The organism is Paenibacillus filicis (assembly GCF_038070315.1).
Classification (GTDB): domain Bacteria; phylum Bacillota; class Bacilli; order Paenibacillales; family NBRC-103111; genus Paenibacillus_G; species Paenibacillus_G filicis.
Window position 1 is genome coordinate 575,966 of sequence record NZ_JBBPCC010000001.1, and the last position, 19,965, is coordinate 595,930.

Annotated in this window: 19 protein-coding genes; 6 read left to right on the top strand and 13 right to left on the bottom strand. The window is 55.2% G+C overall.

Annotated features, from left to right (window positions below; all coding sequences use genetic code 11):
• Positions 1 to 273 precede the first annotated feature (273 nt).
• From WMW72_RS02655 to WMW72_RS02675, 5 genes are all read left to right on the top strand, one after another.
• Entirely contained in the window at positions 274 to 1,641 is a 1,368-nt protein-coding gene (locus WMW72_RS02655) for a YheC/YheD family endospore coat-associated protein (RefSeq protein WP_341413848.1), read from the top strand.
• A gap of 23 nt (positions 1,642 to 1,664) precedes the next feature.
• Positions 1,665 to 2,852 carry a YheC/YheD family endospore coat-associated protein gene (locus WMW72_RS02660; RefSeq protein ID WP_341413849.1) on the top strand — a complete coding sequence of 396 codons (1,188 nt, stop codon included), beginning with the start codon at positions 1,665 to 1,667 and terminating at the stop codon, positions 2,850 to 2,852.
• A gap of 148 nt (positions 2,853 to 3,000) precedes the next feature.
• Positions 3,001 to 4,368 (top strand): YheC/YheD family endospore coat-associated protein, encoded by a 1,368-nt coding sequence (locus tag WMW72_RS02665; protein ID WP_341413850.1) that lies wholly within the window; start codon positions 3,001 to 3,003, stop codon positions 4,366 to 4,368.
• On the top strand, positions 4,369 to 5,493 hold the full coding sequence (locus tag WMW72_RS02670; protein ID WP_341413851.1) for a YheC/YheD family endospore coat-associated protein: 1,125 nt from the start codon (positions 4,369 to 4,371) through the stop codon (positions 5,491 to 5,493).
• Positions 5,494 to 5,514: 21 nt separating this feature from the next.
• Positions 5,515 to 6,630, top strand: a complete 1,116-nt coding sequence (locus tag WMW72_RS02675) for a YheC/YheD family endospore coat-associated protein (protein ID WP_341413852.1) — start codon at positions 5,515 to 5,517, stop codon at positions 6,628 to 6,630.
• A gap of 95 nt (positions 6,631 to 6,725) precedes the next feature.
• Here the strand turns inward: WMW72_RS02675 and WMW72_RS02680 are convergent, their stop codons facing one another.
• The 6 genes from WMW72_RS02680 to WMW72_RS02705 all read right to left on the bottom strand — a co-directional run bounded on the left by WMW72_RS02680 (position 6,726) and on the right by WMW72_RS02705 (position 10,736).
• Positions 6,726 to 7,424: an HAD family hydrolase gene (locus WMW72_RS02680; protein WP_341413853.1), complete on the bottom strand. Its 699-nt coding sequence runs from the start codon at positions 7,422 to 7,424 to the stop codon at positions 6,726 to 6,728.
• A 74-nt stretch (positions 7,425 to 7,498) separates the two neighbouring features.
• On the bottom strand, positions 7,499 to 8,053 hold the full coding sequence (locus WMW72_RS02685; protein ID WP_341414092.1) for a CBO0543 family protein: 555 nt from the start codon (positions 8,051 to 8,053) through the stop codon (positions 7,499 to 7,501).
• A 118-nt stretch (positions 8,054 to 8,171) separates the two neighbouring features.
• A complete protein-coding gene (locus WMW72_RS02690; protein WP_341413854.1) occupies positions 8,172 to 9,323 on the bottom strand; it encodes a polysaccharide deacetylase family protein in 1,152 nt (383 codons plus the stop codon).
• Between the two features lie 301 nt (positions 9,324 to 9,624).
• Positions 9,625 to 10,194, bottom strand: a complete 570-nt coding sequence (locus tag WMW72_RS02695; protein WP_341413855.1) for a manganese catalase family protein — start codon at positions 10,192 to 10,194, stop codon at positions 9,625 to 9,627.
• A 48-nt stretch (positions 10,195 to 10,242) separates the two neighbouring features.
• Positions 10,243 to 10,506, bottom strand: a complete 264-nt coding sequence (locus tag WMW72_RS02700) for a spore coat protein CotJB (RefSeq protein WP_341413856.1) — start codon at positions 10,504 to 10,506, stop codon at positions 10,243 to 10,245.
• A complete protein-coding gene (locus WMW72_RS02705) occupies positions 10,503 to 10,736 on the bottom strand; it encodes a spore coat associated protein CotJA (protein ID WP_341413857.1) in 234 nt (77 codons plus the stop codon). Before WMW72_RS02705 ends, WMW72_RS02700 begins: the two co-directional genes overlap by 4 nt.
• 154 nt (positions 10,737 to 10,890) lie before the next feature.
• On the opposite strand from WMW72_RS02705, the gene WMW72_RS02710 reads away from it, so the two are divergent.
• Positions 10,891 to 11,385 (top strand): C40 family peptidase, encoded by a 495-nt coding sequence (locus WMW72_RS02710; RefSeq protein WP_341413858.1) that lies wholly within the window; start codon positions 10,891 to 10,893, stop codon positions 11,383 to 11,385.
• Between the two features lie 569 nt (positions 11,386 to 11,954).
• On the opposite strand, the gene WMW72_RS02715 is transcribed toward WMW72_RS02710, so the two are convergent.
• The 7 genes from WMW72_RS02715 to WMW72_RS02745 all read right to left on the bottom strand — a co-directional run bounded on the left by WMW72_RS02715 (position 11,955) and on the right by WMW72_RS02745 (position 19,857).
• The gene (locus tag WMW72_RS02715; protein WP_341414093.1) at positions 11,955 to 12,764 is read right to left on the bottom strand and encodes a YitT family protein; all 810 of its coding nucleotides are present in this window, start codon (positions 12,762 to 12,764) and stop codon (positions 11,955 to 11,957) included.
• Between the two features lie 102 nt (positions 12,765 to 12,866).
• Positions 12,867 to 13,919: a sporulation integral membrane protein YtvI gene (ytvI, locus tag WMW72_RS02720; protein WP_341413859.1), complete on the bottom strand. Its 1,053-nt coding sequence runs from the start codon at positions 13,917 to 13,919 to the stop codon at positions 12,867 to 12,869.
• Positions 13,920 to 13,949: 30 nt separating this feature from the next.
• Positions 13,950 to 15,314, bottom strand: a complete 1,365-nt coding sequence (locus WMW72_RS02725; RefSeq protein ID WP_341414094.1) for a hemolysin family protein — start codon at positions 15,312 to 15,314, stop codon at positions 13,950 to 13,952.
• Between the two features lie 61 nt (positions 15,315 to 15,375).
• Complete coding sequence (gene yfkAB, locus WMW72_RS02730) at positions 15,376 to 16,509, bottom strand: radical SAM/CxCxxxxC motif protein YfkAB (RefSeq protein WP_341413860.1); 1,134 nt, start codon at positions 16,507 to 16,509, stop codon at positions 15,376 to 15,378.
• 145 nt (positions 16,510 to 16,654) lie between these two features.
• A complete protein-coding gene (locus WMW72_RS02735; RefSeq protein ID WP_341413861.1) occupies positions 16,655 to 17,755 on the bottom strand; it encodes an HD-GYP domain-containing protein in 1,101 nt (366 codons plus the stop codon).
• Between the two features lie 177 nt (positions 17,756 to 17,932).
• The gene (locus tag WMW72_RS02740) at positions 17,933 to 19,342 is read right to left on the bottom strand and encodes a bifunctional metallophosphatase/5'-nucleotidase (RefSeq protein ID WP_341413862.1); all 1,410 of its coding nucleotides are present in this window, start codon (positions 19,340 to 19,342) and stop codon (positions 17,933 to 17,935) included.
• Between the two features lie 44 nt (positions 19,343 to 19,386).
• Entirely contained in the window at positions 19,387 to 19,857 is a 471-nt protein-coding gene (locus tag WMW72_RS02745) for a hypothetical protein (protein WP_341413863.1), read from the bottom strand.
• Positions 19,858 to 19,965: the final 108 nt, after the last annotated feature.

Consider the following 19,965-nt stretch of genomic DNA (forward strand, 5'->3'; position numbering starts at 1 on the left):
GTCCCCACCCCGAACCGGAGCGTTCGGGGTTTTTCCCGCTTTTCTGACTCCCCTTCCTTTCCGCCTTCGTGCTTCCAAGAGAGGCGATATGCCGGCTCATTTCCGATGTTCCGCCCCTTCTCCCTAAGCGGTAGTTTAGGGGAGCTACTCAGAATCGTTCGTTTTTTTCTCACCAAGGGATAAACGCCCTCATATGATGAAGTAGTTCGTTTCTTAATGTTCCAGGCATGATCGGACCCTGGGAGGACGTTTCTTGCTGGGAAGGAGTACCGTATGAAAAGAACAAAGGTAAAGATCCAAATACAGTCTCCCGGTGCGACCACAGACGGCTCCACGGTGGCAATCAGCGAATCGGTCCTGCGCAAGTGGAAAATCCCATCCCATCAATCGCTGCAATTCAGATTCGGCTCATTCCGCCAGGAAGTCCGCATCGTCCCATCCAGCCAGGCGAAAGTCATCCGTCTGAGCCCATCCCTGGCAGCGCGAGTGGGCCTGACTGCCGGCCAGCAGCTATGTTTGCAGTACAAATCGTCCAGCAAGGCGCTGGTTCTCGGTCCTCTGATCGGCGTCATGGTCAGCCGGGTCTACACGGGAACTCCCGACAAGCCGTTCGGTGCCAATACCGCCTTCTGCCGGGAGCTGACTGAGGCCTGCAAGCTGTATGGAGCCTCCGTATTCTTCAGCACTCCCGATGACCTGGTCGTTCAAGGGGATACGGTCCGGGGCTGGCATTACGCAGGCGGATGGCACAAGACGACGTTTCCTTTGCCTCATGTGCTGTACAACCGGCTTACGAGCCGCAAGCTGGAAAACCGGCCCAGTGTGCAGCAGTTCATCGCCCATGCCAGGTCGAGACAGAACACCCTGCTGTTCAACGAGAAGTATCTGAACAAGTCGGAAGTGTTCGATGCGCTCCGGCATGAAACCGGTGTGCAGGTATATTTGCCGGAATCCCATCTCCTCAAGTCGTTTCAGCAGCTCAAATCGATGTGCAGCAAGTACCAGACCGTGTTTCTCAAGCCGGTCACCGGCAGCCTGGGCAAGGGCATCATCCGCATCCGCAGGCAGGAAGGCGGCGGTTACGCTTGCCACCTGGCCAGCCTGAACGGAGCCCGCAAGCTTTCATATGCCACACTGTCGGCTTTGTATAGCGGACTCGCAGGCAAGATCAAGGCCCAGCGCTACCAGATCCAGCAAGGCCTGACCCTACTGACGGTCGGGGGCCGTCCAGTTGACTTTAGGGCCGTCGTGCAGCGCGGAGAGACCGGGCAGTGGAAAGTAACCTCCATCGTAGCCCGGATCGCCGGCAGTCATCACTTCGTCTCCAACATCGCCCGGGGCGGCACCCTCAGCAGTGTGAAGGATGCACTCGCCCGCTCCGGCTCCGCAGCGGCATCCAGCGGCTTCGCCAAGCTCCGGCGCGCCTCGCTGCAGATCGCCAAGGGCATCGAAGCCCAAGTCCCCGGTCACTTTGCCGAGCTGGGCGTCGATTTGGCGCTGGATGCAGGCGGACGCGTCTGGCTGATCGAGGTCAACTCGAAGCCTTCCAAGGAAGACAATACGCCGTTATCGGCCGAAAGCAAAATCCGTCCCTCTGTGAGACAGCTGGTCCAGTATTCGCGGTTCGCCGCCAAATTCTGATGACGGAAATGAGGTGCAGCGCCATGTCGACAGCCGGTCCCTATGCAGACAACGCCCGATCGCTAGGCATCCTGACCACATCGATCGAGCATGATCCTCCCTTCGAGAACCGGGGCTTCTACCGCCGCCTGAGCATGCTCGGCCGCAAGCTGAACCTGCGTGTGTTCGTGTTTATGCCGGAGTCGATCGACTGGCAGCAATCCTGCACCTCCGGATTTCAATACGATCCCGGCTCGCGCAGTTGGATCCGTCGGTCCTTTGCGCTGCCTCCGCTTGTCTACGACCGCTGCTTTTTCAGCACTCGCCGGCAGCATGCGGCATACAGGCAGATGCTGGCGGAGCTTCATCGCCACTCCGGCATCAAGCTGCTCGGTCATGGACTGAAGGGCAAGTGGGACGTTCACCGCCTGCTGGAAGCCGACGGACGCTTCGCCCGCTATCTGCCTCAGACCGAGCTGCTGCGCAGCATGCGCACGCTCGTGGATTGGCTCGGCCAGCACGGCGAGGCCGTCCTGAAGCCGCTTGGCGGCTCGCAAGGCCGAGGCGTGCTGCATGTGCGCCGCGAGCCTCCAGGTGCGGAGCCGCGCTTCACCGTGCGCGGGCGCGACGCCCGCAACCACAGCATCGCTCGCAGCTTCACGGACGCCGCGGCACTGCTCGGCTGGCTCCGGCGCCTCATCGGCCGCCGCAGCTATCTGGTGCAGCGTTACTTGACGCTGCACACCGGGAGCGGCGACGCCTTTGATGTGCGTGCCTTGGTACAAAAAAACGGCACCGGCCGCTGGCAGCTCACCGGCCTCGCCGTTCGCCGGGGTCAGGGCGGCAGCCTGACCTCCAATCTGCATGGAGGCGGCTCCGTAGAAGCCGCCGAGCCCTGGCTCATTCGCGAGTTCGGGCTGGAACGCACGGAGGCCATCCTCGAGGAGCTGCGCAGGCTCTGCGCGGAAGTGCCCTATGCGCTGGAAGCCGGTCACGGGCGGCTCGCCGAGCTGGGTCTCGATTTCGGGATCGACACCGGCGGACATATTTGGATATTGGAAGCTAATTCCAAACCAGGCCGCTCCATCTTTACTTATTTACACGACGATCAAGCGCAAGTGGCAGCACTGTCCGCTCCTCTTCGGTATGCCGATTATCTGCTGCGGCCAGCCGGGCGGGCAACACCTGCGGCCGGACCGCAAACCCCTCGCAAAGCCGGCACGGGAGGCTGACCCGGACCACTCTCCGGCACGGAGTCGTGCGGAAGCAAAATGCTTGCCCAGGTACAGCTTAGGGCCGGAAGGCAAGAACCTTCCGGACATGGGGCTGGCTGTACCGCAAATCAATGCCTAAGCGGCATCGTCCTTTAGGAGGTTCATCATGAGCTTGACAACCTGCACGATTCATGTCGCCCAGCGGCAGGAACGCGTCGTTTATGTCAGCGGCGATTTGGCCAAAGCCCTCAGGCTGGCCAAAACCCGCAGCGTGACTTTAAAGCTCGGCAGCAAAAGCATCTCCTTGGGGCTCAAGCTGCTGAAAAAAAGCGGGAACCACCTGTATTTGACGCCATCCATCTACTCACAGCTACGGCTTCCCCGAACCGGTACGACTCTGGTTACGAGCTCCAATGGCAAGGAACTGCGGCTCGGACCGATGATCGGCATCCTGACCAGCGTCGTCAAGGGCAGCTCGGCTCCATTCGGCTCCAGAACGGATTTCATCCGGCAATTCATGAAGGTCGGATCGGATAGAGCCTTCTACTTTGGCTTCTCTCCCTCGGATGTCAATTGGTCACAGGGAACCATCACCGCGACCGTGCCCCGGAGCGAAGGCGGCTGGGTGCGCAAGGTCGTGCCTTTGCCCGATGTGGTCTACAACCGGCTTCCCAGCCGGAAGGCCGAGAAGCTGGCTTCGAACAATGCCTTCAAACAACGCTTCGTGCGCCAGGGCATCCCTTTATTCAACTGGAGCTTCTTCGACAAATGGGATGTCTATAATCTGCTCGAGGGCACGGACGCGTTCCGCCATGTTCCCGAATCCCGTATCAACCCGAGCTCCTCACAGATTAAGGAGATGCTCGACAAGCATAAATTCATCTACTTCAAGCCTACGGGCGGCAGCCTTGGTATCGGCATCTACCGGCTGACCTACAATCCGCAGCGCGGTTATTATGCACGCTTCCGGCGCTCGGGACGCAACGTACTGCTCCGCTTTAGCAAATTCGAATCCTTGATGGCGCTGCTGAATCGCCAAAGCGGAGGACTGAACGGCTATGTCGCCCAGCAGGGCATCCGGCTGATTGAGCTAGACAGTTGTCCGATCGACTTCCGGTTCCACATGACAAAGAACAGCTCCAACCAGTGGGTCGTCGCCGCCATCGGCGCCAAGAAGGCCGGCAAGGGCAGCGTCACCACGCATGTGCGTACCGGAGGCATGCTGATGACGCCAGAGCAGGTACTGCGTCAGGTATTCGGTGGCCGGGCCGGTGAGGTGCTATCGCATAGCAAAGAGGTTGCCATCAAGCTCGCGCAGGACATCGAGCGCAACTACCGGCATACGCTGGGAGAGCTCGGGTTCGATATCGGTATCGACAAAAACGAGCGGATCTGGATGTTCGAGGCTAATTCCAAGCCCGGACGCTCCATCTTCAAGCATCCCGCATTGAAGGAGCAAGGCCGAGCGTCACTGCAGTATATTTACGACTATTGCCTATACCTCAGCCGATTTCGCGCAAGGAGGGATTCCTGAGTGGATGGGCAAATTCAGAGCACAAGACAGCGGCCGATCCTTGCCATTCTCACGTACGCCGATGAAAAGCGGATTTTTCGAGGCAATCAGGAAAATTTTATCGATTTGATCCGCGCGGGAGAGGAGCGCGGTGTGCTCGTCTATGTGATGACAACGGCGGATTTCAAGCTGCGAGGCAAGCAGGCCATCGGCTACAAGTACCGCGCCTCCACCAAGTCGTGGAAGCGCGAGCTGCTTCCACTGCCTAACGTCATCTATAACCGGATTCCTTACCGGAAGTTCGAGGCTTTGCCTGAGGTGCAGCAGGTGATTCAGACCTGCATGCGTCATAGAGAGGTCAAGTTTTTTAATCCTTCCTTTTTCAACAAATGGACGCTGTTCGAGTGGCTGAACAAATCCCGGCGGACTAAGCCTTATATTCCCGAAACCAAGAGGCTGTCCTCCAGCGACGATATCGATAAGCTGCTCCAAGCCTACCCTTCTCTCTACCTCAAGCCGATTCGCGGCAAAGCGGGCAAGGGCATTATGAAGGTAAGCCGGACGGAGGGCAAGTCGAAGCCGAGACAATTCGAGCTGAGTATTCAGGATAAAACGGAAAGTCATATCTCCCGCTACCCTTCGGTCACGCAGCTGTGGTCCCAGGTCCGCGAGCTGGTCGGGTCCAAGGACTACATCGTCCAGCAGGGCATTGTGTTATCCAGCTACAAGCGCCGCCCGTTCGACCTGCGCGTGCTGGTGCAAAAAAATTATAGGGGGGCTTGGACTATAACTGGCATCGGCGCCCGCTTGGCGGGGAAGCTTAGCATTACGACCCATGTCCCTCGGGGCGGGTCGATCGACAACCCGCGCAAGCTGCTCACCCACGCGTTCGGGCAGGCCGAGAGCAAGCGGATCATCCGCAGCGCCAAGCGGGCGGCACTGATCATCGCGAAGCATGTGGAATCATCAAGCGGCCAGACGCTCGGCGAGATGTCGATGGATCTGGGCGTGGACAGCGACGGTCATATCTGGCTCTTCGAAGTCAACTCCAAGCCGATGAAGTTTGACGAGCCGCCGATTCGTCAAAAGTCGCTGGAGAATCTGATTCGCTATTCCATCTTTTTATCTCAAAAAAACGGTCTGTAAGGGCAGGCAGGTGAGAGCGGGATGAGTAAACAAGTAGGCGTGCTTGCGATGTATATGAGTGAAAGACGGCTTGAAGAGCTGTCTTTCTTCCGCAAGCTTTCTGTATTGGGGCAGAAGCTGGGAGTTGAGGTGCTGGTCTTCACCCCGGACGATGTCCATGACAACGGGGCGCGGATCCATGCCCTGGCATACCGGGTATCGGAACGTAGGTGGGTCAGAAAGTGGAGCAAATTTCCGTCCATCATTTATGACCGATGCCGGTATCACGGTGTCGACAACTACCGCAAGCTGTCGCTTTTCCGCAAGAAATATACGGGTTTGCACTACATGAGCAAGCCGCTGGCCAACAAATGGACGATGCATCAGCTGCTCTCGGAGCATACAGGTATCGTACCGCATCTGCCAGCTACCGTCCGGTATCAGAATACCAAGGATCTCGGGAACTTCCTGAAGAAGCATGCGGTCGTGTACATGAAGCCCAAGAGCGGCACCGGCGGTCGCGGTATTATCCGCCTGCAGCGCTTAGCCGGAGCGCGTACCTTCATGATGCAGGGGCGTGACCCCTCCCGGCATATCATCCCTGCCAGGAGGGTGTCGGTCGACCAGATCGCCCTCCGGCTGGCCGGATGGAAGCTAACCGAGCGTTATATCGTCCAGCAGGGTATCCCGCTGGAGCTGGGAGACGGACGGGTGCACGACTTCCGGATGCTAGTACAGAAGGACGGACAGGGCCAGTGGCAGGTCACCGGCTGTGCCGGACGTATCGGTCCCAGGCAGTCGGTCACCTCCAATCTCCATGGAGGAGGGTCAGCAGTGCCGATGAATACGCTGCTGAAAAACCGGTTTGGCAACGAAAGGAAAGTCGACGATATCCGCAAGAATGCCTACGAGCTCGGCATACGCGTCGTGGAGCATCTGGAAAAAAAATTCGGTGCCTTCTGCGAGGCCGGCCTGGATCTTGCCGTCGACCCCAAGGGCCATGTCTGGCTGCTTGAGGTCAACCCCAAGCCATCCCGCGAGGTGTTCCACCGGATCGGCGAGAAGGAAACGTACCGTAAGGCCATCAGCCGTCCGCTCGAATATGCACTGTGGCTCGCACGCCAGAAGCAGGAGGGCTCCAGCGGAACTAAGCCGTAGGCCTTCCTCAAGCGCAGCCTCAAAAAAATCGCCCTTGTCCCAGGCAGCCTGTGTGGCTGCCTGACAAGGGCGATTTTGCGGTTATTACCTTCAAACTAAGCCGTTGACGTCTCCCGGGACTCATCCACGAGCTCAAGCAGCTCAGCGAATGAGGCAATACGCACATCCGCCCCCTCCAGCTCATGGGGCTTGCGGAACCCAGCATAATCACAGCCGACGACAAACAGCCCGTTTTCCTTGCCGGCCTCGACATCCGATGAACGGTCCCCGACCATCCATACATTCTTCAGGCCGTGCTTCTCCACCAGCAGCCTCACCAGATCCACCTTGGAGCGCGTACGGTATTCACCTGCGCTGTAGAGACCTTCCGGTTCGAACAACGGCTCCAGTCCCTGATGCTGGATGACACCCTTCACATAAGCCTCCAGACCATTGCTGGCTGTGAATAGGCGAACCCCCCGCTCGCGCAAGCTCCGGAGCGTTTCCTCCACGCCTTCGTAGAGCTCGCCCTCTCCAAGCTTCAGCCCATCCAGCTGCAGCTTGAGCAGAAGCTCGTCGGCCCGCCGGCGGACATCCCGCCCGTAATCCGGCAGCACTTGCTCCCAAATTTCTTCCAGAAGCATTCCCAAGCCGCTGATGATATAGTGCTCAGGAGGTGTTTCTCCCCGAAACAGTCCTTCCGACCGAAGCCGGTCAAATGTCGTATAATAAGCCGGCAGCAGCAGCGTCTCCGTACGAAAAAGCGTACCGTCTACGTCGAAAATCATGGCTTCCGGCAATGCTCTTGCTCCCATCTATGTCTCCCCCTCTACCCAACCCTGTTCGGGCCCACATGCTAAATTAATACAACCATGTTTTACTGGGCTTGTCAATTAGGCGGAAGAGCCATGTCCGGGAGCACCCTCGAGGACACTTCAGCGAACGGAACGCGAAATACGAGCATGAGACCGATGATGATCGGAACGGAGCATACGTAAGCCACCAGCGGCCTGCGGCTATGCAGACGGAGCATCGGGAACATCATCAGGTCGAACACGACGGAGGAATACCAGCTCCAGCCATGTCCGTACTGAATCCGGTTCGTCCACATCAGGACAAGCTCGGTCCCGCCATACAGCCCTACCCACTTGAGGAGATGAGCAAACTGAGCAATCAGTCCCTTCTCTTCGGGGTATCCGTTCAAAAACATAAGCGTCGTCAACGGGAAAATAAACAGCGAATACAAAAGCTCGCATGTAAGCCTCTGCATCGGAGTATCGGGTACAAACGACCACAATAAATATCCAGCGGTCAATATCAAATAAAGCAGGCTGCCCAGTATCATATAAATCGCCGTCGTATGATATCTAGCGGATAATATCCAGCATCGAGAGCGAAAAAAGCAGATGAGGGTTAAGCCGACCAGAAGCAGATGAATGGTTATTCTCTCCTTTCCACCGACAGATTATGGAATAATCTCACAAAACTCTGTTCATAGGATCGGTTAAAATAACCATTTTTTTACGTCTGATTTATTAAATTTTCTTAATAAAAGGAAAAAGCTATGAGCGAATGAGACGAGCCGGCGTCGAGCGTATCCCGTAAGTTCCTTTGTTCGGCTGATACACAATGTCGAAGCCTGTAACCGCTTCGAGGTCGCTTAGGTGAATCCACAGCTTCTTGTCCTTCTTGACCAAAGGATAGGCCAGCGGCACATCGACGCCATCCTTGGAGATGGCTGACTTATCAGCCTGCACGATCCATCGCATGTCCCCATAGTACAGATTGACCAGGCCATTCTCATCGCGGATGACGACACCCCCCAGTTCAGCGAACGTATCGCGCAGCGGCACATAATCTGCGGCCTTATAAGGATCGACGACTTGCCGGACGATCGTATTGTGGAGCGTTTGCGGTGTGATGCCGGGACTGCCTGCATTGATGCGAGGAATCATCATTTCGTTGTCGGTCCGGGTCGCCATCTCGGGAACGACCGTAAATCCATAATCGATGCCCGATTTCCGTATGCTGTCAATGGCCAGTTGGTCGTAGCTCCCGAACGGATAGGCATAAGCGTTGACTGGCTTGCCGGTTACCCGGTTCAAGCGGCGGACGCACTGGTCCGTATCGCGCTCCACGCGCTCCCTATGCTGGGACTCGGTTTCATTCTTGCCTTCCTCGGAGAGCTGTGTAGTCAGAAACGGAGCCTTCCCATCGTGCTTGCGGTGGAGACGGTTGGAATGGCATTCGATATCGATACCCGATGCCGACATCCTGGCCACATCCTCCTCCGTCAGTGAAGGAAGCTTGCTGCTGAACGGCCCGTCTAGATCCTGCGTAATAACGAAGTTGACTGCGGGGACCTTCCTCTTCTGAAGCACCGGCAGTGCCTGCTCAGCAATACTTTTATAACTGTCATCGAAGGTGACCAGCACCGCATTGACCGGTACCTGCTCACCGCGCATATACCTTTGAAACGCCGGCATATCAATAAAATGATAGCCCTGGTGCTGTAAGTACTCTAGCTGGCTATTGAATATCTCGGGGGTAATCGTCACATTGCTCTTGTCCGTCTCGCTAAGATGATGATAGAGCAGCACCGCAACCTGGTCCTGGTAATAAACCTTATCGGTCGGCGCCGCCGAGGACATCACGACCAGCAGCCCCCCCATAGCCAGGACAGCCGATTGCTTCACGAAAGAAAGCCATCTCAATTGCTTACACCTCTTGATAGTTTAATAGTTAGGATTATCCTAATGATAGCGGAAGCCAGACCTATTGAATACGGGAAGAAAGTCAAATAACGATAAAGTTTTTATACTTTGCTTATTTTTTCAAGGTACCAATTACCCAAAGAATGCATGAGTGTACTACGGGACTTCAAAGAAGAAGAGGAAGTGAAGCCGACCCAGGGAAAAGTAAATATGGATGCAGCGATCATTGCTTTTATGGGGAGGAAAAAATAAGAAAAAGCCACTCCAGCATGATGAAGTGGCCTTTCCCTATTTCCATCGTTCAAAAAAACTTCTTTGCTCCCTGCTCCGCCTTCAGAATCTCCACCGCTTCCCGGAAACGCAGCGAATGCACGACCTCCCGCTCCCGCAAGTACTTCAGTCCGTCCTGAATATCCACATCATCAGTCAGATCGATCAGCCATTGGTAGGTCGCCCGCGCCTTCTCTTCGGCGGCAATATCCTCGTACAGGTCGGCGATCGGGTCACCCTTGGCCTGGATATAGGTTGCCGTCCAGGGAACTCCGCCAGCGCTTTGGTAGAACAGGGCGTTATCGTGAGCGGCATAGTGATCACCCAGGCCCGCAGCCTTCATTTCCTCTGGACTCAAATCTTTTGTAAGTTTATAGACCATTGTAGCAATCATTTCCATATGAGCAAATTCCTCTGTGCCAATATCCGTCAGCAATCCAATCACTTTATCCGGTATCGAATACCGCTGATTCAGATAGCGCAAGGCCGCAGCCAGCTCGCCATCCGCTCCCCCATACTGCTCCAGCAGCAGCCTGGCCATACGCGGATCGCATTTCCCGACCCTGACCGGATACTGGAGCTTCTTCTCATAGACCCACATGCCGATTCTCCCTTCTCTTCATTCATGCATGTCTGAGAGGTGATTCATTCAAACCTGCCATGGCCACGGGGCCTCTTTCCACTGCCAGGGGGCCTGGGAAAAGCTGTAGCCGAAGCTCGTTAAAGGTCCGAATTCCACTTGAAATTGCTGCGCAATCTGCATGCGGTGATGAACGAACCGGTTGTACTGCTCCAGCGCCTGCTGATCATCCGGATGCGTGTCCAGGTACAGCGTCAGCTCCACGATGACAAAATCGACGGCCTGCAGCTCCTTGAGCTGGGTGTAATAATGCTCGGGAAGCGCGTGCTTCATGGGCTTTCTCCTCCTTTGGCAGCAGCATGCTTCCGCCTCGGCTCGTACGGACTATAAAGCGCCGGCCAGAGCGTTCCATGCCTGAGCGCTTCCATCGGAGAAAATTGCGGCAGATTGGGCGGTTGAAAGGTAATAAATAGCTGTGGCGGGGTACTGTACGTCTTCACACGCACCGGCGGACAAGGGTCAAACGGACTGACATAAGGGTGCCATACTCTGACTTGCTCCATGGACCGGTCCTCCTCGTTGACATAGGCTACCATTATTTATACATTGCCCCGCTTCGCCATATGCATATAAAATTTGATAAAACTTGGATTCCCTAACGTTCAGAGAAATCCACAACGAAAAGGAGCCAGTCCCTTTATGAAGAGATCGTTTGGAATGACAATCATGACCACTGCGCTGATCAGCGGATTGCTGGCGGCTTCACCCGGAGCTTCGACACCGGCGCATGCAGCCTCCTTAGACACCGAGTCCATCTCCTATGCTTGGATGGATCAGCCACTCGTGAAGCAGAACATGCTGGCCGATGCCAAGCGCTATATCGGTACACCTTATCTATGGGGCGGAGTTACGCCGGATGGCTTTGATTGCTCAGGCTTTGTCTATTTCATGCTCAACAAGTTCGGCTTAGAGATGAAGCGCACGAATTCTGCCACTATGGCCGAGATGGGGACCGCCGTCAGCCGCTCGCAGCTGCAGCCGGGAGATCTTGTATTTTTTGCCTTGCATGATCCGGATACGGTCTCCCATGTCGGCTTCTATATCGGCGATGGTCAATTCATCTCAGCTACCCGCTCCGCAGGCATTGCTGTGCAGTCGCTGGACAGCAGCTACTGGGGGCCCAGATATACGGGAGCAAGACGGGTTTATTAATTAACAGGTTAGATCGCCTAGATGACCCTTCGGACAGCAGGAGGAACCGGGCATTGTTGAACGTGCCTCCGCCGGAAAAATTCTCAAGCGGCTTGCTGCGGAACTGGGTAGAGAAGGACATCGTTGCTCGCGGTAGAAGCTCATGACGCAGCGCCTCAAACTCAAATGAACGGTTTGCCGCGCTCATCATACTCCTTCCCGGAGGTCTCTCCATATCGGGAATCGGCTCGAAGGATACCGGTCTTCCGCTGTAGTTCACCAAGCGGTAATTGCAGGTCATCAGGATGACCGCTTCCTCGTTCTGCTGTTCGGAGTGATAGTTGCACTCAGAGCCTTTGGACAATCCTATGGCTTCCGTCACGGAAGCCCACAATGATTCCGTTAGAAATCTCTTTCATTATCAAAATACCGATAAAGGGAAGTAGGATGCATACGACACCGATCGTTTTTTTCATATGATTCAATTCCTCCATTCGAAAGATTCTTCACCTGGGCGTTGCCAGAAAGCCAAGACCTGCATACAACAAAAGGCCATCTAATGATGGCCTCTTGTTGTATGCAGGCAAACTCTAGTGAATGTCCTTCTTGCGGAAACGTCCGCCTTTCACATCGTGAATGTTGCCGACAGCCAGAAATGCGCTTTTGTCCATTTCCTCGACGATCGACTTCAGCTTCGCTTCTTCCAGACGGTTGATGACGCAGAAGATGACGAGCTTGTTGCCTCCGGTAAAGGCGCCCTCTCCCTGCAGGAAGGTCACGCCGCGGCCGAGCCGGTGAATGATGGCATCGCCAATCTCGCGGCTATTCTCGCTGATAATCCAGACCGACTTGGATTCATCGAAGCCCTCGATCGTAATATCAATCATCTTGAAGGCGATATAGTATGCAATCAAGGAGTACATCGCATGATCCCAGCCGAAGACAAAGCCTGCGCTGGTTAGAATAAACAAATTGAAGAACATAACGATCTCGCCGACAGAGAAGGGCGTCTTCTTGCTGAACAAAATCGCCATGATTTCCGTGCCGTCAAGCGAGCCTCCAGAGCGGATAACCATGCCCACACCAACACCGAGAATGATTCCCCCGAATACGGCGGCCAGCAGCGGATCGACCGTGAACGGATTCACGGGATGGAGAAAATACGTTCCGAGGGACATGATTAGAACAGCGAATAGCGTGGAGAGTGCAAAGGTTTTACCAATTTGTTTGTAGCCGATGAACAGGAATGGAAGATTGAATAAGATCAGAAAAACACCGATAGGAATCTTGGACAAATGGGAGGCAATAATCGAAATTCCGACGACTCCGCCGTCAATAATGTTATTCGGAACCAGAAAGATTTCCAGTCCGACCGAGACCAGCGCAGCACCGAGAAACATCAGCACTGCGCGGCGCACGAGTTTGGCCGGCGACAGCTTGGTATGCTGCTTAATATGAGCTAAATTCCCTTCCAACTGCTTTCTCCCCCTTATTCACGTTCGTTACGAGCCGTCAAGTTTAAACTTGATCTTCAACAGTCCGACACGCCGCAAAGCATGATAAATAATGATCATGACCGGTCCTAGAAATAAGCCTACAACGCCGATCACCTGAAAGCCAACATACATACTAACGAGAGCAGCAAGTGCGTTAATGCCGACCGCATCCCCGATGATTTTGGGTTCGGCGATCCGGCGGAAGATCAGAAGGATCAGGTAAAGAATGATTAAGCCGATGGCCAGATGAACACTGTCGGTCAGCAGTGCGTAGCCGGCCCATGGCAGCAGCACTGCACTCACCCCGAGCACCGGCAGGATGTCGACCAGCACAATAACCAATGCGACGGCGAGCGGGTAATCAACACGGAGCACCAGCAAGCCGGCAAGCGTCACGATATAGGTGAGAAGACTGATAAGCGCCTGGGCGAAGATGAAACCGAAGACCGCTTTGCGCAAGTCGAGGAGTACCGTTGCTACCTTGGCCTTGGACATATCGTCAAACAGGTTCAGGAAGGACTGATGAAGCTTGGGCAGACATAGCGAGATCAGATACAGCGCAATAATGGACACGACCAGAAAAATGAACAGATTCGGAATCGTCTTGGCAAATCCGATGAGATAGCCGCTGATGGCAACAATCATACTGTTCAAATTGCTCGTCACGCCGGCAAGTGCTTCCTCGATCCACTGCTGGACATCCACCGCCATATAAGGCGGCAGGTTGTCGAAGAAAAACTGCGTCTTGATCAACGTATGTTCCATAAAATGCTGAGCTTCGTTGAAGGCCGCAGGCGCGTCCTTCAACAATTGAACCAGCTCGGACACCATCTTAAACCCGATGAGGTACATAAAGCCCAGCACCACACCAGTGAACAGCGTACATGCCGTTATAGCTGCCATCCCTCTGTTGAATCTGGCATAGCGAATCAGCGCCTGGATGACAGGCTCCAGCAGAATAGCGAGCAGCATAGCCAGCAGGAATGGAAAGCCTACCGTAAACAATCCGTATAGCAGCAGTGCACCAATGAAGCACAACAGTACCGTTCGCCACGACATGTCCGGTAAAAGCTCCCCTCTCCAGTCCTTCTAGGATTCCTGGCGCGCCTCATCCTCAGGCTCAGACACCTTGGCCTGTTGAATGTTTACCCGCATAACCCGCAGCCGGTCCACCTCCGTAATCTCGAAGACAAACTGCTCATGCGAGTATTGCTTGCCCTTGGCTACAGAGCCTTCCAGCTGCTTAAACAGCCAGCCGCCGATGGAATCGACTTCCTCGTCCTCGATCCCGAGGCCAAGCATATCATCGAGCTCCTCCAGCAGTACGCGTCCGTCTACCGAATAGGCTTCACCGACCTTTTCGACCTCCGGCCTCTCCGTCACATCGAATTCGTCGTGGATCTCACCGACGATTTCCTCCAGAATATCCTCTGCCGTAATCAGTCCGGCCGTTCCGCCGTATTCGTCGATGACAATGGCGAGCTGGGACCGTTTTTTCTGCATCAGACGGAGTACGTGACTGATTTCCATCGATTCGGGCACCATGAGCACCGGACGGACGAAGCGCCTCAGATCAGGCTGGCTTCCCTTGATGGTCAACATATCGGTAATATGGACAAACCCGATGATTTCATCCTTGTCATGAGTAGCCACGGGATAACGGGTATGCTTGGTTTCATAAACAATATTCAGATTTTCTTCGAATGGCAGCTCGGTAAACAAGCAATCCATATCCGTGCGGGGCAGCATGACTTCACGCGCAACCCGGTCCGAAAATTCGAAGATGTTGTCGAACAGCGCCATCTCATCCTTGTCGATATGGCCGCTTCGGGCGCTTTCATCCATCAGAATGCGGATTTCTTCTTCCGTATGGGCCGCTTCATGTTCAGTCGCGGGCTGGATGCCAACCACACGCAGCAGCCGGTTGGCCGCTCCATTGAGTACCCAGATGGCAGGGAAGAATATTTTGTAGAACAGCATCAGCGGCGCGGAGAGCCACAAGGAGGTTTGTTCCGACTTCTGGATGGCAAGCGATTTGGGTGCCAACTCCCCTAGTACGATATGGAGGAACGTGATCACGGCGAATCCAATCGCAATGGACAGCGCATCAGCATACCAAGCGTGTCCGAGTCCCATCAGGTCGAACAGCGGCTCTACAATCAGATGAGAGATGGCCGGCTCTCCGACCCAGCCTAGCCCGAGTGAGGCCAGTGTAATTCCAAGCTGCGTAGAGGACAGATAAGCATCCAGCTTCTTCGTGACGGTCAACGCATAGCGGGCCTTGCCGTTCCCCTCGCTCTCCAGCTGTTGCAGGCGTGTTTGCCGGACCTTGACCAAGGCAAACTCCGCCGCCACGAAAAAACCGTTAAGCAATACTAAAAATACGACAAGGACCAGATTCAATGCGATGGAGCCGAAATCAAAACCTGCAAAGCCTGTACTATCACTTTCTATGCCCAATGCGTTTCAAACCCCTTTACTGTTGGTATGGTCTCACTCGGTCGTTCCTTAAGCTTTAAATGAAGGCATGGCGCTTCGTAAAATCGACATCCTTGTAATACGTATCCGCAACGAGCAGATTGGGACCGCAGCAGGACGCTGCCGGACAATAGCATCCGACCTTCGCATACAGCGGATGCTGGCGCCAACGGGCGAATACTTGATCCAAGCGGTCATGCATCGCATTACCCAATGGAGGGACATCTGAAAAGTCAGTGACATAGACATCGCCCGTGAACAAATTCACATTCAGCCGGTTCCGGCCATCCGGATCATTCCGCACCGTGACTCCCGACTCATTGCGCAGGCGGGCAACGATACTGCGGTCCTCCTCCAGCATGCTGCAGGCGTAGAAGGGCAAGGTCCCAAACAACATCCAGAGATTCTTGTCACGACCATCCAGCAGCTTGTGGATCGCGGCGCGCGTCTGATCGAGGGTCAGCACAGGCAGATTGGAGGCGAAGGCGCTCGGATACATCGGATGCACCTCATGCCGCTGGCAGCCCATCTGAACGATCAGCTCATGGATGCCGACCAGCTTCTCGTGCGTACGGAAGTTAATCATGGATTCCGCCGACACAAACAGTCCGCCCTTGGCAAGCTCCCTCGTATTGTCAAGCATCTTGTCGTACATCTTGGCCGCCGTTTCACGGCTGGTGGCATGCTCGGAGCGGACAAAGCCGACCTGGTAGAAATCGTCTTCGTTCAAGTAATTAAACGAAATATGCATCACATCGAGATAAGGTGCTATCGCCTCATAGCGGGCCAGATCGAGGGTCAGGTTCGAATTAATCTGCGAACGGACGCCGCGGGCTCTCGCGTATTTCAATAGGGGCACGATGTACTCATGAACGGTCTTCGCATGGAAGCTTGGTTCTCCGCCCGTTATGCTGATCGTCTCCAGTTGCTCCACTTCATCCAGACGCCGAAGCACATCGGCCAGAGGAAGCCGCTTGCCTTCCCTGAGCGTCAGCGATTCGCCGACCGCACAATGCTCACAGCGCATGTTGCACAGATTCGTAACGGTCAGTTCCACGCTCGTCAATCGGTGTTCCCCGTATTTGCGATAGGCCGGCAGCGGATCCCAAGGATCGTACAGCGGCGAAATCTCGGGCAGAAACGTTGAAGATAACGAGAATGATTCGGACATGATAGTAAGCACACCTGACTCTTCTGTAGGATTGTAATTCTTGACGTACATTATAATCTTATTGTATCGCAATACTGTGGAAAAGAAAACCGGAAGCGGCCAAAAGCCCGCTCCTGACGGGGAGCGGGCTTGCAGCTTGCCTATGCTAAGGAGCGACTGGCTCGTCGTTAACGCCGACGATCATCACGCTAAGGGCTTTGGACAGATCGATTTCCCGGCTGCCATCAAGCTCCTGCCCTCCCTCATCCTGCAGGAGGCGGACGACAGGCCGATGAGGAACCGTGGCATTCAGATCCACGACGACCCCTTTCTCTCCCGTGCTGAGCGTAACGGTGATGCCGATCGGATACACGGCGATTTTATCGCGGAATAACTCGATCTTCTGCTTGTCGTACAGAGAACCCGTACCTGTAAATAAAATCTCCATCGCCTGATGCGGCAACATTGCCTTGCGGTATACCCGGTGAGTGGTCATCGCGTCGTAAGAGTCCACGAGCCCGATCCAGCGGGCGTAATCATGAATCTCCTCACCCTTCAAGCCGCGCGGGTAGCCGCTGCCGTCCAGTCTCTCATGGTGCTGAAACGCACAATGCGCGACCAGAAGCGGAATATTGGGCTCGTCCTTCAAAAACTGAAAGCCGAAGGAAGTATGATGCTTAATGTGAGAGAACTCGGCTTCCGTCAAACGATCTTTCTTGCGCAGAAGCTCAAGCGGAATTTGTGTTTTGCCTACATCATGGAGTAGAGCCCCCAGGCCCAGCGTTGTCAGCTCCTCGCGGCTGTAACCGTCCGCCATGCCGAGCATGGTCGAATAGATACAAACATTCAATGAGTGCTGGAATAGATAATCGTCCATCACACTGATGTTGGAGAGCATGATCATCGCGTCCTTATGCTGGCTCAGATCGGTCATAATCATGTCCATCAGGCCGCGGAAGGACTTACCGACCTGAAGGGTTGTCGCCGTCTTGCGCTTGAGCTGGGTGTCCGCAATCTTGCGGAATGAATCCCGAATTTCGGTTATCGCCCTGGAACGCGTCTCCTCCGACAATAGGTCCCGGATCACGAGGTCGTTGGTACGCGGATCGTCGATATATACAAAATCAATGCCATGGCCTTCCAGCCGCCGGATCATACTTGCCGTCAGTTCGATCTGTTCACCGAGCAGCGTCAAGCCGTCTGAATTATATATTTTTTTGCCGAGCCTCATCCCGGGCTCCACCATGCTGAGCGGCAGCAAACGCATACCGTTTCCTCATCTCTTTCTAAAGAAAAATTTAGAAAATACAACTCCGTCATAGTTAGCGTATCGGATTCGGATTAAAAGAGCAACAACTATTTTGCTTTTCCGACAAATCCTGCAAAGGCTCAGCCGAAGCAAGCCGGCTAGTGTTTCTCTCTCGCCCGCCTCGGGGCTTCTGACTCATTTCCGAAGGATCCACCGGTTCACATCACAGTCCTGGAGCGCTTGCGGATCTTTCAGCTCTTGGAGCAGCACATCCCGGATGAATTCAGGCAAATAAAATTCAGCGCCTGTCCCCTGACCGATGGATAAATAACCGGTTCCAAACGTAAACATGTCCAGGGTACCGACCAAATAGCGGCGGTCCGTCTCAAGCGGATGCCCGCCGATCTGCACAGAGGCAACCTTGGCGTAGGGCGGGGCCTCTGGATCGTATTCCACCCGCATGCCGTCTACCGCCAGCGAGCCCAGCACCTTGCCGCGGAATCCGAAGCCGTAGATCGTCTTGTCCTGGTATTCCGGGAGCAGCGATTCCTCCAGTGCCCGAACAATTTGTTCCCCCGTCAAGTGCAGACGGCATGGATTAATCGGCGAAGGACATAGCTCCAGCAGATCGCCGGCCGTTATCGGACCCTGGGGGAGGCTGCCCAGCAGCTGGCCCGTATTTACAATCCCGATCTCAGCTCCGACCCAGCGCTTCAGTCCGGAGGCCAGCAAGTTGCTAAGCGGGGCCTCACCGTGCCAATTCACCGGCAACGTCCGGTCGATGAAGGCCACTTCCGCGGATAGCTTGTTGCGGGCCAGGTTCGTGCAGCCCTCGATCAGCGCTTCGATATCCGGAGCCCCGGTCACTCCCTGTGTCTCCACTACGCCGCCTCCAGCGAGCGTCACACGCTGCTGCCCCGGGTAGACCTCCAGGTCCATATAGCCGACATATTGGCCATACTTGCCCGTGGCCCCCAATAGAGTGCTGCCAGCAAGCACCGGCTCCTTAAAGAGATGATGGCTATGCCCTCCCAAGATGACGTCGATATCCGGGAACTGCTCCGCCAGGCTCTCGTCGTGACGAAGACCCAGATGCGACATGAGGATGATGACATCGGCCTGCGGGCGAAGCAGACGGACGGCTTCCCCGATGATCGGGAACGGGTCGCGGGCATCCCAGCCCAGCAGCCTGTAGAAATCCGAGAAGGCTGCGGTCGCGCCGATCAGTCCGATCCGCAGACCCGCCCGCTCGAACAGCTGCCAGGGCCGGGCCCAGAGCGGCAGCTCACCGGTGGAGGCCTCGAACAAATTACCGAGTATGACTGCAAAATCAGCCTGTTCCCCATACCGTCTCTGTAAGACATCGGGCGTATAGGTCAGTCCTTCGTTGTTCCCCAGCGTGACCGCATCGTAGCCCGTTGCTTGAAGCACGGTTACGTTCGCGAGCCCCTCTGTCCCCTCCGTCTCGGGGCGCATCCGGTCCATATGATCGCCGATATCGAGTGTCAAGGTATGTGAAGCTCCCGCCTCTTCCCGGAGGTCCCGGACGATACGGGCAATCTTGCCCATCTGTTCGAAATGGCTATGTATATCATTCGTATGCACAATACGAAGCTTGATTGGTTGAAGTTCGGGATACTGGCTCATCATTAGCCCCGGACCGGCCGTAACAGTTGTTCCGGCTCTATCCTGTTATGAAAGCCATAGGTCGCCGTTTCACCCAGTGAGGGGTCGTAGGCGATCCGCAGGCGGACAACGCTCTTTACATTCAAGCACTCGCTGCTTCCGCGGGGGACATACAGCCGAATCGGGAAGCTCTTGGCCAGCGGCTCTCCATTGTCCTGACTGAAGATGAAAAAAGCATCCTGCAGCTCGTGCCAAGGAATCGTAGCGCGGAACTCATCGGAACCCAAAACCTGCAGATGCGTCGGCTTCCCCTTATCCGGCTCTGCCTGCTCCGAGGCTGCCCATGCCGCATACCAGATTTGCCAATCGACGGCCTGACCCTCCGCTCCTCCGATCCGGCTTCCGGCTGCAAATGTTTCGCCGGACACAGCCGCCAGCTCCCTGGCCGAGGCGAATGTCCTGCTTCCTTTCCAATCATCCACTACTTCTATCATATGCCGTCATGCCTCCGCTTCTATGAGATAAGCTTCTAATGGCTTCAATTGGGCTTTATCTGCCATTATATCACTTTTACTTGTGAATATGGTATGCTGAACATGAAA